The 12,660-nt window shown below is 59.9% G+C and carries 10 protein-coding genes; 3 read left to right on the top strand and 7 right to left on the bottom strand.

The features are described 5' to 3' along the window. Nucleotides 1–130: 130 nt before the first annotated feature. On the top strand, nt 131–844 hold the full coding sequence (locus AAEZ03_RS00605) for a GntR family transcriptional regulator (RefSeq protein WP_048370210.1): 714 nt from the start codon (nt 131–133) through the stop codon (nt 842–844). Here AAEZ03_RS00605 and AAEZ03_RS00610 read toward each other — a convergent pair. Together AAEZ03_RS00610 and AAEZ03_RS00615 are read right to left on the bottom strand one after the other, a co-directional pair. Further along, nucleotides 841–1,791 (bottom strand): PDR/VanB family oxidoreductase, encoded by a 951-nt coding sequence (locus tag AAEZ03_RS00610; RefSeq protein ID WP_350574979.1) that lies wholly within the window; start codon nt 1,789–1,791, stop codon nt 841–843. The genes AAEZ03_RS00605 and AAEZ03_RS00610 overlap by 4 nt on opposite strands. Beyond that, nucleotides 1,788–2,846, bottom strand: a complete 1,059-nt coding sequence (locus AAEZ03_RS00615) for a Rieske 2Fe-2S domain-containing protein (protein ID WP_350574982.1) — start codon at nt 2,844–2,846, stop codon at nt 1,788–1,790. Before AAEZ03_RS00615 ends, AAEZ03_RS00610 begins: the two co-directional genes overlap by 4 nt. A 366-nt stretch (nt 2,847–3,212) precedes the next feature. Here AAEZ03_RS00615 and AAEZ03_RS00620 point away from each other — a divergent pair, with 366 nt between their 5' ends. Beyond that, nucleotides 3,213–4,403, top strand: a complete 1,191-nt coding sequence (locus tag AAEZ03_RS00620) for a sugar transporter (RefSeq protein ID WP_153332990.1) — start codon at nt 3,213–3,215, stop codon at nt 4,401–4,403. Here the strand turns inward: AAEZ03_RS00620 and AAEZ03_RS00625 are convergent. The 5 genes from AAEZ03_RS00625 to AAEZ03_RS00645 form a co-directional block, all read right to left on the bottom strand. Further along, nucleotides 4,400–5,641 (bottom strand): MFS transporter, encoded by a 1,242-nt coding sequence (locus tag AAEZ03_RS00625; RefSeq protein WP_350574986.1) that lies wholly within the window; start codon nt 5,639–5,641, stop codon nt 4,400–4,402. The two genes, AAEZ03_RS00620 and AAEZ03_RS00625, sit on opposite strands and share 4 nt — an antisense overlap. A gap of 196 nt (nt 5,642–5,837) precedes the next feature. Next, on the bottom strand, nt 5,838–6,719 hold the full coding sequence (locus AAEZ03_RS00630) for an alpha/beta hydrolase (RefSeq protein ID WP_350574989.1): 882 nt from the start codon (nt 6,717–6,719) through the stop codon (nt 5,838–5,840). Between the two features lie 19 nt (nt 6,720–6,738). Beyond that, nucleotides 6,739–8,979: a TonB-dependent siderophore receptor gene (locus AAEZ03_RS00635; protein WP_350574992.1), complete on the bottom strand. Its 2,241-nt coding sequence runs from the start codon at nt 8,977–8,979 to the stop codon at nt 6,739–6,741. Nucleotides 8,980–9,052: 73 nt separating this feature from the next. Beyond that, nucleotides 9,053–10,402: a HAMP domain-containing sensor histidine kinase gene (locus AAEZ03_RS00640; protein ID WP_350574995.1), complete on the bottom strand. Its 1,350-nt coding sequence runs from the start codon at nt 10,400–10,402 to the stop codon at nt 9,053–9,055. Next, a complete protein-coding gene (locus AAEZ03_RS00645; RefSeq protein WP_350574998.1) occupies nt 10,402–11,100 on the bottom strand; it encodes a response regulator transcription factor in 699 nt (232 codons plus the stop codon). Before AAEZ03_RS00645 ends, AAEZ03_RS00640 begins: the two co-directional genes overlap by 1 nt. 244 nt (nt 11,101–11,344) lie before the next feature. On the opposite strand from AAEZ03_RS00645, the gene creA reads away from it, so the two are divergent. Continuing rightward, the gene (gene creA, locus AAEZ03_RS00650) at nt 11,345–12,556 is read left to right on the top strand and encodes a creatinase (protein ID WP_350575001.1); all 1,212 of its coding nucleotides are present in this window, start codon (nt 11,345–11,347) and stop codon (nt 12,554–12,556) included. The last annotated feature ends 104 nt before the right edge of the window (nt 12,557–12,660 follow it).

A 12,660-nucleotide genomic window follows, 5' to 3' on the forward strand; every position in this document is an offset into this window, starting at 1 on the left:
ACCCTGTAGGAGCGAGCTTGTCTCGCGATCTGTTGATGTTGAAAAGATCGCGAGGCAAGCTCGCTCCTACAGGGTTTTGAGGTCGATCTGGGCTACTATGTCGGCCCCCTGTTTTCTGGAAGCCGCCTGGATGAGCAAGCCCGGCCAACTGGTGCTGATCGCACTGCGCAAAATGATTGCCTCGGGCGAGCTGGCCGCAGGCGAACGTCTGATGGAAATCCCTACCGCTGAACTGTTCGGTGTCTCACGCATGCCCGTGCGCATGGCGTTTCGTACGCTGGAGCAGGAAGGCTTGCTGGTGCGTTTTGGCGGTCGCGGGTTTCAGGTGCGCTCGGTCAGTGCCAATGACATCGCCGGTGCCGTCGAGGTGCGCGGGGTGCTTGAGGGGTTGGCGGCGCGTCTGACTGCTGAGCGCGGGCTTTCGCCAGAAGGTCGGGCAGCCCTTGAACTGTGCCTGTTGCAAGGCGATGAACTGTTCGATAAAGGCTTTGTGACCGAAGATGACCTTGAGGCCTATCACGACCTCAACATGCGCTTTCATCAGGTGATTATTGAGGGTAGCCACAACCCGGCAATTGCCGATGCGCTGGCGCGCAATGATCATTTACCGTTTGCCTCGGTGACGGCGCTGGCGGTTGATCGTAAAGACATGGCCCGCGAGTATCGACGCTTCAATTACGCCCACATGCAGCACCATTCGGTGTTCGATGCGCTGGTCAATGGCCAGGGTGCTCGCGCTGAAGCCATGATGCGCGAGCACGCCAATGCCACGTTGCGCTATGCCGAGATTTTCAGCTCGGCAGTGGCCAGTGAGCGGATGCGGGTGATTCTGCGCGCCGACTAGATATCCAGCACCAGCAGCGGCGATTTCGAGCGTGAGCAGCACGGCGTGAACTGGTTGTTGCACGCTTGCTCCTCTTCGGTCAGGAACATGTCGCGGTGGTCGGGTATGCCCTCCAGCACATTGGTCAGGCAGGTGCCGCACACGCCTTGTTCGCACGACATGGGGATGTCGATGCCATGGCTTTCCAGCACCGCCACCACGGTTTTGTCGGCCGGGATCTCGATGATCTGGCCGCTGCTTGCGACTTTGATGCTAAAGCTGCCATCGTGGCTGCTGTCGATGGCTGCGGCGGCGAAGTATTCGCGGTGCAAGCGGTCTTCTGCCCACCCTTGGACGCGTGCACTGTCCAGTACGTGTTGCATAAAACCAGCCGGGCCGCACACGTAGAGATGCACACCAAGTTGCGGATTGGCCAGCACTTGGGCGGCGTTCATGAGCGTCTCGGGTTGCTCATCAAAATGCACGAATAAGCGGTCCGCGAACGCTGACTGGCGAATCCTCTCCACAAAGGCTGCGCGGTCGCTGGAGCGGGCGCAGTAGTGCAGCTCGAAGTCAGCATTGCTGTGGGCCAGGCGCTCGGCCATGCACAGAATCGGCGTGATGCCGATGCCGCCCGCAAACAGCAGGCTGCGCCGGGCTTCGTGGACGAGCGGGAACAAGTTGCGCGGCTCACTGATCTGCAAGCGGTCGCCAGTATTGATCTGCTCGTGCAGGTGTTGAGAGCCGCCGCGTGAAGCCGGGTCCTTGAGCACGCCAATCAGGTAGCGATGGCGTTCATCCGGGTGATTGCACAGTGAGTACTGGCGAATCAGCCCGTCGGGCAAATGCACGTCAATATGCGACCCTGCGCTGAAAGCGGGCAGGGGGCTTTCATCGGGACGGGCCAGTTCATAACTGCAAATCCCATGGGCTTCGGTTTTGCGCGAAACAACCTGAACTTCAATCATGGCTGGATCCTCACCACGCTTTCGGTGGTCTCACGTTCGCTGGCGATGATGCGTTCCAGGACGCGACGCGACTGCACGCCGCCAGAGTCGATATTGAGCTTGAGCAAGGCGCGATGCGGGTGATCCAGCAGGTTTTGTTGCTGGCGTTCGAGCATTTCCAGGTCTTCGCTGAAAATCTTGCCCTGGCCCTCGCGGATCGTCGCCGTGAGCGCTTGATCCTGCGGGTTGAAGTTGCGCGCCATGCCCCAGAAATACCAGATCGAGGTGTCGGTTTCGGGGGTAATAAAGTCCACCACGATGCTTGAGGCCTTGGCCTGCGCCGGGGCGTGATAACCACCTTTGCCCGCATGGGCCACGCCGACTTCGATCAGCACATGGCTGGGGGGTGAGAAACGGCAGATCTGCCAGCGGTCCACCGGCACATCATCGGCCAGGTTGTTACCGCGCAACGCCATGCGCCAGAACGGCGGGGCCATGATGTTTTTCATGTGCCGGGCGGTGACCACTTCGTTGCCTTCGACGGTGGTCACGGGCGGGGCTTCGTCAATTTCCTTCTGGCCGATGCTGGATGCGTGCACGTAGGTTTCGTGCGTCAGGTCCATCAGGTTGTCGATCATCAGGCGGTAGTCGCAGCCGATATGAAACAGCCCGCCGCCGTAGGCCCATTCATCGCTGACGGCCCACTCCAGGTGGTGGATAAGATCGGGGTCGGCTTTGTCCTGTTCGCCCGGCCATACCCAGATAAACCCGTAACGCTCGACCACGGCAAAGGTCTTGTTGCAGGGGAAGCCGCGAACGCGCTGGCCGGGCATCTCGACGGTCTTGCCGTCGCAGCCCATCACCAGGCCGTGGTAGCCGCACACCAGGTTGCCGTTGTCGACATACCCCAGCGAGAGCGGGGCACCGCGATGCGGGCAAAAGTCTTCGACAGCCGCGACTTTATTTTCCAGGCCGCGATAAAAAACCATCTTTTCACCGCAAATCTGCCGGCCCAGCGGTTTGTCGACGATTTCGTCGGGGGTGCAGGCGACGTACCACGTATTTTTTGGATACATACCAATCTCCAGATCAGGTGTTATTGCTTTTATGGATCCATTAGGCGGGATTGGTCTTGGGCGAGTCAATTTGTAATCAGTGAATAGCAGCCATTTTAGGCGATTAACGAACGCAAATTGGGTGGTGTGTGGATTTAGTGGATCCATTGAAGGGTTGCTTCGTGCTGTGGCGCAGCCGTGCGGCTAAATGTCTCGCAGGCGTCACTCGATGTTCACCGTCATACCGTCAAGAACGCTATAGAATGCCGCCCCGTGTGGTTCTGGCTATGCTTCTGGCACCGGGGCGTGTTGTGTGTGCAGCGCGTGACCGCCAGTGCAGCAAAAAGAACCTGTCAGCTTCCCGAATGCGAGTAGAACACCCTATAAATGAGCAGCCATGGCGCAACACCTCAGGCAAATTGGCAACCTGTCATCGCATTGGCGCTGGCCGCCTTTGTGTTCAATACCACTGAATTTGTCCCCGTCGGCTTGCTGAGTGCCATTGGCGCCAGCTTCGACATGACCACCGCCAGCGTCGGGTTGATGCTGACGATCTACGCGTGGGTGGTCTCCCTGACCTCGCTGCCGATCATGCTGCTGACGCGCAACGTCGAGCGCCGAAAGCTGCTGCTGTCGTTGTTCGGCATCTTTATCGCCAGCCACTTGCTGTCCAGCGTCGCCACCCATTTCGGCATTTTGCTGCTCAGCCGGATCGGCGTGGCCTTGTCCCACGCGCTGTTTTGGTCGATCACCGCGTCCCTGGCCGTGCGCATGGCCCCGGAAGGCAAGCAGGTGCAGGCATTGGGTTTGCTTGCCACCGGTACCTCGCTGGCCATGGTCTTGGGCGTGCCCCTGGGTCGTTTGCTGGGTGAGGCGATGGGCTGGCGCACCACGTTCCTGGTGATCGCCGGGTTGGCGTCGTTGCTGGTGCTGTGGCTGTTCAAGACCTTGCCGCTGCTGCCGAGCCAGAACTCGGGGTCGCTGAGAAGCTTGCCGGTATTGTTCAGGCGACCTGCGCTGGTGGCGGTTTACGTGCTGACTGCAGTGGTGATCACCGCGCAATTCACCGCTTACAGCTACATCGAGCCGTTCGTGCAGAGCGTGGCGGGCATGAGCGGCACCATCGTGACCACCACCCTGTTGCTGTTCGGCGGCGCCGGGATCATTGGCTCGCTGTGCTTCAGCCTGTTCCACAAATACAACCCGCACCTGTTCCTGCTGATCGCCATCGGCTTGCTGGCGCTGTGCCTGCTCCTGCTGTTGCCGGCCAGTGGTTGGGTCGAGTCGTTGAGTGTCCTGAGCATTATCTGGGGCATGTCAATCATGGGCTTTGGTCTGGCCCTGCAATCAAAAGTGCTGACCCTGGCGCCGGATGCCACTGACGTCGCCATGGCGATGTTTTCGGGCATCTACAACATTGGTATCGGCGGCGGTGCGCTGTTGGGCAGTTGGGTCGGCAGCCACCTGGGGTTCTCGTACATCGGTTTGATCGGCGGCACGCTGGCCGGTCTGGCCCTGGCCGCCTACACATGGACGATGTATCGGGTTGCCCGTTCAGAAGCCGCGAATGCCCCTTAATGCGCTTGAACTGAGTGGCGGGGGCGCAGGGCGAGCATCACTGCGGCACAGCCCGCCATCAACACGCAGGTGATGATGAACACGGCGGGCATGCCGAAATGCCCGCCGACAAAGCCGCCGGTCAATGGCCCGAGCACCTGGCCGATGTACTGGCAGGACGTTGAGTAGCCGAGCATGTGCCCGGCGACTTTGTCGGGCACAGCGTGGCGAATGATCGCGGCGATCCCCGGCAGTAATCCGCCCAGCGCCAACCCCATCAGAAAACGCAGCCCCACAAGCTGCCATTCATTGGTCACGAACGCCTGAGGAATCAGCAGCAGGGCGGCCACGCTCATGCATCCCGTGACGACTTTCCAGTGGCCAATGCGATCGGCCAATTTACCCACCCGCGACGCGGACAAAACGCTGGCCAGCGCGGTGGCGGACATGACCACGCCCGCCATCAGGGTGACATCCTGGGTGTGCAACTGGATCAAGTACACGGTGATGATGGGTTCAATGGACATGATCGCGAACATCATCAGGCCCGCCACGACAAACATGGTCATGACCGGGCGTTTGTCCGCGATTGCGCTCCACGCGCTGGCTGCTGTGGCTTTAGGTGTACCGGCGGCAGGCTTGCGACGGGGCACTTCTTTCATCAGGAACAACGTGGCAAGGAAGGTGATAAAGATCAGGCCGCCGGCCAGAAAGAAGGTGTTGCGGATGCCCACCAACGGCGGGAGCAAGCCGCCAATCAGCGGCCCGGTAAGGTTACCGGCCATGATCCCCGACGCCAGCATGCCCAGCGCCCAACCCGAGCGCGCTTTAGGCGTTTGCGTGGCCACCAGGATGGTTGCCCCCGACGCGTAGCCACCGAGCAAACCGGCCAACAGCCGCAAGCCGACCAGTTGGTAGATGTTTTCAGCCAGACCAATCAATGACATGGCGATGGCCATGCCCAGGCTTGCGCGAATCAGCATCAACTTGCGCCCGTAGCGATCCCCCAGGCGGCCCCACAACGGTGCCGTCAGGGCTGCCGTCAAAAACGTTGCGCCAAAGGCGATGCCAGACCACTGCACGATAGCCGCCGGATCGCTGACCCCCAGTTGCTCGACATACAACGGCAGAAAGGGCAGCAACAGGGTCATGGCAATAATCGTGGTGAACGCGCCGAACACACTCACAGCCAGGTTGCGCTGCCAGTTGACCTCGACAGGAGCTTCATTCAGCGGGTTCGAGTGTGCTTGGCTGGTCATGGCTGTGCCCGGTGATGGAGGTCAGGTGAAGATAAACAAAGGCATACCATAAATAAAATTCATGTTTTTTATAGAGTGGATTCCGAGCAGGAATGAGTTTGCGCATATCTCTTTGTGTAGGAGCGAGCTTGTCTCGCGATCTTTTGATCTTTTAAAAGATCGCGAGGCAAGCTCGCTCCTACGGTTTGGGGAATGGTTAGAGGGCTTGCAGCACGAAACGCAACGAGGCGGGCAGGGTTTCGCCGTGACTCATGCCCTCAAAGGAGTGGTAGTCGACGCTCAGCCCCGGCAGGCCGTTCAATTGGCTTTTGAGCGTTTGCATGCGCTGATCCGGTTGCCCGACACGCGGCCCGCGCGGGTTGCCGGGTTCGGCAGTGCCACGCATCAATAGCAGGTGCGGCTGGTGCCCCTTAAGGCGCTGTTTGAAGCCCGCATCCACGTTGATGTCGGTCCACCACAAAGACGGGCTTGCCGCGGCGTAGTGTGCAAACTCGCCCGGCCGGTTGAGCAGGGCGTGCAGCACCAACAGGCCGCCATACGAGTGGCCCCACAAGGTTTGCTGTTGCAGATTGATCGGCGCCTGGGCGGCAACCGCCGGGCGCATGCGCTCGCGCAGCAGGTCGAGGAAGACGTCAGCACCGCCGCTGGGTTGCTCGGTCAGCGGGTCTGTTTGCCGGGCGGCGCCCGGTCTGTTCGGGGTGTAGTCATAGGTGCGGGCGTTGCGCTCAATGCGTAACGGCGTCTGGTAACCGATGGCCACCAGCAGCGGCGCTTTTCCGTCCGCCAACGTATTGAGCAACTGAGGATCCAGCGCGCCCATTGCGGCATTGCCATCGAGCATCCAGACCACCGGATAGCCGTCTTTGGGCGCTGCGCTGGCGGGGCGACCAATCCACAGTTGGTAGTGGCGCTGGCCATCGGCCGAGTCCAGCAGTAGCGAGCTGAAGCTGTATTTCAGGTCTTTGCGCTGCAGCAGGCTGGTGTCCATGGGCTGGTCAGGCGCAGGTCGGGCCTGAGCGGCTTGCACGGGCAGGGCCAGTGCAAGCAGCAGCGCCAGAGGGAGGATCTTCGTTCTCATCAGGCGATCTCGTTATGGCTCAGAACGACGCGGTCAGGCTGGTGAACAGCGTACGGCCCGGTTCGTTGTAAGTCGCGGCACCGGCGCCTTCGATATTGGCCACACCTTGGGCGTTGCCTTCGCGGTACAAGCGCTTGTCAAACAGGTTCTCGACGCCTGCGGTGATGCTCAGGTTACGGGTGATGGCGTAGGTGCCGCTGATCCCGGCGATGGCGTAAGGTGCCAGCTGGTTGTTGGACGTCCCCGTGACGCGTTCGCCGTGGTAATCGAATTTTTTCGGCGTCTGTTTACCGTACCAGGCCACGCTGGCTTGCAGCGACAGGTCTTGGGTGGCCTGCCAGTCCAGCATCGAGTTCAGGGTGTAACGCGGGGTCACCGACAGGTAATCACCGGTCTCCTTGTTTTTCGATTGCAGCATGTAGGTGAAGTTGTTGGTCCAGGTCACTTGCGCTGACAGCGGCAAAGTCAGGGTGCCTTCAAGGCCTTCAACCAGTGCCTTGGGCACGTTTTCCCACTGATAGATCCCGGCATTGGCATAGTCGCCGGTACCACCCACGGCCTGGCCGATTGGCGAGAGGCCGGATTCGATCTTGTTTTTGTAGTCGTTGCGGAAGTAGGTCAAACCCGCGACAACGCCTTCGTTGTTGTACTCAATGCCCAGCTCTTTGTTGACGCTGGTTTCAGCTTTGAGGTCTGCATTGCCTTGCAGGTAGCAACTGGTTGTTTGCCCGTAGCAACCCTGGCCGCGGCTATACAGCAGATAGTCCGGGTTCAACTGGTACAGGTTGGGTGCCTTGTAGGCGCGGGCGATACCGGCTTTAAGGGTTACGGTGTTGGTCAATTCGTGTGACAGGTTGAGCGATGGGCTCCAGTTGTTGCCCACGATGCTGTGGTGATCCAGGCGCAAGCCCGGGGTCAGCATGGTGCCGGGCAGCAGCTCGATATTGTCGGCCGCAAACAGCGAGAAAATCTGCGCCGAAGAGCTGGTGCTGCGGTTGGTGCTGGTCAAGCCCGGAACCGCGCCTCCTTCGGTGGTCAGTTGGGTGTTGGCGCTGGGGTCATCGAGTTTTTGCTGGGTCCACTCGGTGCCCAGGGTCAAGGTCTGATCCAGCCCCGCGTGCAATGGCAAGTTAAGCTCGCCATGGGCGGTCAGGTCCTTGAGCACGGCGGTGTAGAAGCCACTGTTGCTGAAGATGCCTTCGGTGCCCCCGGCCAAGCCTTCGTTGATCCGCGTATTGCGGGTTTTTTCGTATTGCAGGTAGGCCATGCTGCTGCCGAAATCCCATTCACCGCGATGGGTCAGCGCATAGGTTTCGCGGTAAGTTCGGTTGGTTTCATGGCCCAGCAGGCTTTTTACGTAAGCGTTGCTGTTGGTATTTTGCGTGTCGCCGGTATAGATGTTGCCCTGGCGGCTGAAGCCCGCTTCGAACTCCAGAGTCTGCTGCGGGGTCAGGTGCCAGCTCAGCAAGCCGTTCACGTCTTTGTTGCGCACGCCTTCACGGCCAGCGGGCAGGGTGCCGACCTGGTTACCGGTGCGCAGTGATTCGTGGCCCTGGTTGATGTCCCAGTCATCCGGGTCGGTCTTGGCGATGTTGCCGTACACCCGGTAGCTCAGGTTCTCGGTCAGCGGGCCGTTCAGGCCGAAACTCATGCGCTCGGTGGCGCCTTCATCCTTGTGGGTCGGGAAGTTGCTGTAGACCGTGGCCTCACCGTGGGTTTCGGCCCCCGGCTGTTTGGTGATGATATTGACCACCCCGCCTGCAGCACCGTTGCCGTACAACGCAGCGGCCGGGCCACGCAAGACCTCTATGCGTTCGACCTGATCGGCTGGCACCCAGTTGGTGTCGCCGCGACTGTCCCGCTCACCGCGCCAGCCGTAACGCACAGAGTTACGGCTGTTGACCGGCTTGCCATCCACCAGAATCAGGGTGTTTTCCGGGCCCATGCCACGGATGTCGATCTGGCGGTTGTTGCCGCGCTGGCCGCTGGTGGAGTTGCCCGTCAGGTTGACCCCCGGCATGGTGCGAATGATCTGAGACAGGTCATTGGCCGGAGGGCGCTTTTTGATGTCTTCTGCGGTGATGATCGACACACCGGGCATCTGCTTGGTTTCTTCCAGAGCCGTGGCGACGACGTTGGTGTTTTCGAGTTCCAGCGCCGCAGGCGTGGTGTCCTGAGTCGCAGCGTGAACTGAGCTGGTCAGCAGCCAGCAACTGGACAACACAAAAGGGGCGAAAGGGCGCAGCGCATGTAACGACATCGGGTGATCTCCGAGACAACCAGATACAAGAAGATCACGAATGATAATGACTGCTAATTGAGAGTAAAGCGCATTAACTTTCTAAACACTTCTGGGCAGGCAGCAACAGGTGCATGCACAAACCGGTCTCGCCGTTAGTCGCCCACAGGCGCCCTTGTTGTAGCTCGATGGCGCGCTGGGCAATGGCCAGGCCCAGGCCAAATCCTTCGCCGATCGAACCTTTGAGGCGGTGATACGGCACAAACAGGTTGGGCAGGTCTTCTTCTGCCACGCCGGGCCCCTGATCTTGCAGGCACAAATGCCAGGCATCGCCTTCGCGCCAGCCGCTGAGGGTGACGTTGCCATCTGGCGGCGAATAGCGAATGGCGTTGCGCAGCAGGTTTTCCAGGGCCTGTGCCAGGCTGTCGAGGTGCACTTGCGCATAACACTCGGTGCCCAACAGGCAAGGCAAACGCTCGGCTGACCAGCCACTTTCAAAGCAGGCGTCTTCGCACAAGGCTTCCCAGACCGACAGCACCAGCACTGGCTCGCTGGGCAGTTGCGTGCGCTCGGTGTCCATCCAGGCCAGGTTAAGGGTGTCTTCGAGCAAGCGCTGCATGTCGTCGATTTCGCGGTCCAGACGCTGGCGCAACTGCTGCGCCGGTAACTGGCTGTCATGGGCGATGCGCAGGCGTGCCAGCGGTGTGCGCAATTCGTGACTCAGGGTGCGCAACAACAAACGCTGCTGATTCAGGCTTTGGCGCAAGCGGCTGGCCATGTGTTCGAAGGCTTGAGCCAGCTCGCCCAACTCATCGCGACGCTTGATCAACGGCAAAGGCACTTCGCTGTCCAGGTCATCTGCGCGCAAGGCATCGGCGCGATCACGCAAGCGATTGAGCGGCACCACCAGATTTCGATACAGCAGCAGGCCGAGCAGTGCGGCGAGCAAGGTCGGCATCACGCCGTGACTGAGCACATGGGTCCACGGCGTAAGGCCGCTGGGCAACAGGCGCTCGGGCAACTGGATAACCAACTGCCCTTGCTCGGGATGCGTGGGGAACGGAATGCTGACATACGGCAGTTCGTCCTGCAGGCGTCGGCTCATGGGCCAATGCAGTTGGCGCATAAAGGTCAGCTGGCGATAAATCTCGGGCGTCAGCGGGGTGTTGCTCAAGCTTTCCAGGTGCGGCCCCAGCACCGTGACCCAGGTGTTCTCTTTGGCGGCGACTTGACGGGTAAAGCGCTGCAGTGCGTCACGGTCTTGCTGCTGCCAAATGTCTTCGGCTTGCTGGGCATACTCGGCCAGGTAATCGCGCTCTTCAGGCGTCAGAAAGTAGGTCTGGCGTTCAGTCGACAGGCCCCAGATCCAGATGATCCAGGTCAGCAGCAAACAAAAACTGACTTGTATCAGCGCCAGCTTCCACAGCAGGGGGTGACGGCGCATCAGTGTTTTTCCGTGTCGACCAGAATATAGCCCTGGCCACGTATCGCCTGGATCTGAATATGCTGCGCGCCGATCGCCGCCAGCTTGCGCCGGACATTGCACACGTGCACATCGAGGCCACGGTCCAGTCGCGTGTAGATACGGTGCAACACCTGCTGATATAGAAACGCCTTGCTCAAGGGTTCGCCGCCGTGTTCATGCAAGGTGAGCAGCAGCCTGAACTCCGAGCCGGTAAGCCCGGCCAGCTCGCCGTTGTGCAGCACATCCTGGGCGCTCTCATCAAAGATCATTGAGCCGTACTCACGCTCAACCGCAGGTGGCTTGAACATGGCCATGCGCCGCAGCAGCGCATCGGTGCGCGCGTCGAGTTCGGCCAGGCTAAAGGGTTTGGGCAGGTAATCATCGGCACCACGGGTAAAGCCGGTGATGCGGTCCTGTTCATTGCCCAGGGCCGACATCAGCATCACCGGCACATTTTGCTGGCTACGCAGGGCTTCGAGCAGTGACAAGCCGTCGATGCCTGGCAACATGATGTCCAGCAGTACCAGATCAAAAGGGCGTTGTTGCAGGGCGTTGAGGCCCTGAATACCATCCGGGCAACTGGTGACGGCAAAGCCGCGCTGCAACAGATGACGTTCGAGGTCGTGGCGAAGCCGGAAATCGTCTTCGACCAGCAGCAGGTGGGTGGGGCTAGGCATAGGAGAAAGGTATCAATGAGAATATTTCACATTCGCGAATATCCCACTAATACCGATGCTGCGCAATTGCTATGACGGACAGGATGAACGTTGTCATCTGTCTAGCCCGGTGGATGCACAGCGGATCTGATCAACTACAGGTCGGATTCGCACAAAAAGGGCGGTCTTGCTTCTGTTCGAATGATCCTCAACGGCCGGCCCCGCAGGCGGCTTTCAAGTGCGATCAACGACAAGGGTACCTGACATGCAAATGCCTAAAACCATCCAGATCAAGAACGGCGAAAAAGTCACCCCAACGTTCTCGGCCCAGGAGTACGCCCATCGCCAGGCCAAGCTGCGTGCCTACATGGAGCAGAACAATATCGATGCCGCGGTGTTTACCTCGTACCACAACCTCAACTATTACAGTGATTTCCTGTACTGCTCGTTTGGCCGTAACTACGCACTGGTTGTCACGCAGGACCGCGTGGTGACCATCAGCGCCAACATCGATGGCGGCCAGCCCTGGCGCCGGACTATGGGCACTGACAACATCGTTTACACCGACTGGCAGCGCGACAACTACTTTGTCGCCATCCAGCAAGCGTTGCCCAAGGCCGGGCGCATCGGGATCGAATTCGATCACATGAACCTGCTCAATCGCGACAAGCTCGCCAGCCGTTACCCGCAAGCGGAGTTTGTCGACATCGCCGCACCCTGCATGCGCCTGCGCATGATCAAATCGGCCGAAGAACACGCGATTATTCGCCATGGCGCGCGTATCGCCGATATCGGCGGGGCGGCGGTTGTCGAGGCCTTGGCTGATCAGGTGCCGGAATACGAAGTGGCGCTGCATGCGACCCAGGCCATGGTCCGGGAAATTGCCCGCACCTTCCCTGACTCTGAATTGATGGACAGCTGGACCTGGTTTCAGTCCGGCATCAACACCGATGGCGCACACAACCCGGTGACCACCCGTAAGGTCAACAAAGGCGACATTCTGAGCCTGAACTGCTTCCCGATGATTGCCGGTTACTACACCGCGCTGGAGCGTACGTTGTTCCTGGATCATTGCTCCGACGCACACCTGCGCCTGTGGGAAGTGAACGTCAAGGTGCACGAGGCCGGGTTAAAGCTGATCAAGCCGGGCATGCGCTGCTCGGACATTGCCCGGGAGTTGAATGAGATCTTTCTGGAACACGATTTGCTGCAATATCGCACCTTTGGTTACGGCCATTCGTTTGGCACCTTGAGCCACTACTACGGGCGTGAAGCCGGGCTGGAGCTGCGTGAAGACATCGACACGGTGCTGGAGCCAGGCATGGTGGTCTCGATCGAGCCGATGATCATGATTCCCGAAGGTCGGCCCGGTGCCGGCGGCTATCGCGAACACGACATTCTGATCGTGAGCGAACAGGGCGGTGAAAACATCACCCATTTCCCGTATGGCCCGCAGCACAACATCATCAAGAAATAGAACACTTGTATCCGCTGCCGCAGGCTGCGCAACCCATCGCAGCCTGCGGCAGCGACTACAAAGCCCTGCTCAACGCATGCGCGCCTTAGACGCGCAGCGTTTCT

Source organism: Pseudomonas sp. HY2-MNA-CIBAN-0224, from assembly GCF_040310285.1.
Lineage (GTDB): Bacteria > Pseudomonadota > Gammaproteobacteria > Pseudomonadales > Pseudomonadaceae > Aquipseudomonas > Aquipseudomonas helleri.

Excerpts from the sequence above, each read along its gene's own strand:
- AAEZ03_RS00605 (WP_048370210.1), top strand. The coding sequence starts at position 131 with ATGAGCAAGCCCGGCCAACTGGTGCTGATCGCACTGCGCAAAATGATT.
- AAEZ03_RS00610 (WP_350574979.1), bottom strand. The coding sequence starts at position 1,791 with ATGATTGAAGTTCAGGTTGTTTCGCGCAAAACCGAAGCCCATGGGATT.
- AAEZ03_RS00615 (WP_350574982.1), bottom strand. The coding sequence starts at position 2,846 with ATGTATCCAAAAAATACGTGGTACGTCGCCTGCACCCCCGACGAAATC.
- AAEZ03_RS00620 (WP_153332990.1), top strand. The coding sequence starts at position 3,213 with ATGAGCAGCCATGGCGCAACACCTCAGGCAAATTGGCAACCTGTCATC.
- AAEZ03_RS00625 (WP_350574986.1), bottom strand. The coding sequence starts at position 5,641 with ATGACCAGCCAAGCACACTCGAACCCGCTGAATGAAGCTCCTGTCGAG.
- AAEZ03_RS00630 (WP_350574989.1), bottom strand. The coding sequence starts at position 6,719 with ATGAGAACGAAGATCCTCCCTCTGGCGCTGCTGCTTGCACTGGCCCTG.
- AAEZ03_RS00635 (WP_350574992.1), bottom strand. The coding sequence starts at position 8,979 with ATGTCGTTACATGCGCTGCGCCCTTTCGCCCCTTTTGTGTTGTCCAGT.
- AAEZ03_RS00640 (WP_350574995.1), bottom strand. The coding sequence starts at position 10,402 with ATGCGCCGTCACCCCCTGCTGTGGAAGCTGGCGCTGATACAAGTCAGT.
- AAEZ03_RS00645 (WP_350574998.1), bottom strand. The coding sequence starts at position 11,100 with ATGCCTAGCCCCACCCACCTGCTGCTGGTCGAAGACGATTTCCGGCTT.
- creA (WP_350575001.1), top strand. The coding sequence starts at position 11,345 with ATGCAAATGCCTAAAACCATCCAGATCAAGAACGGCGAAAAAGTCACC.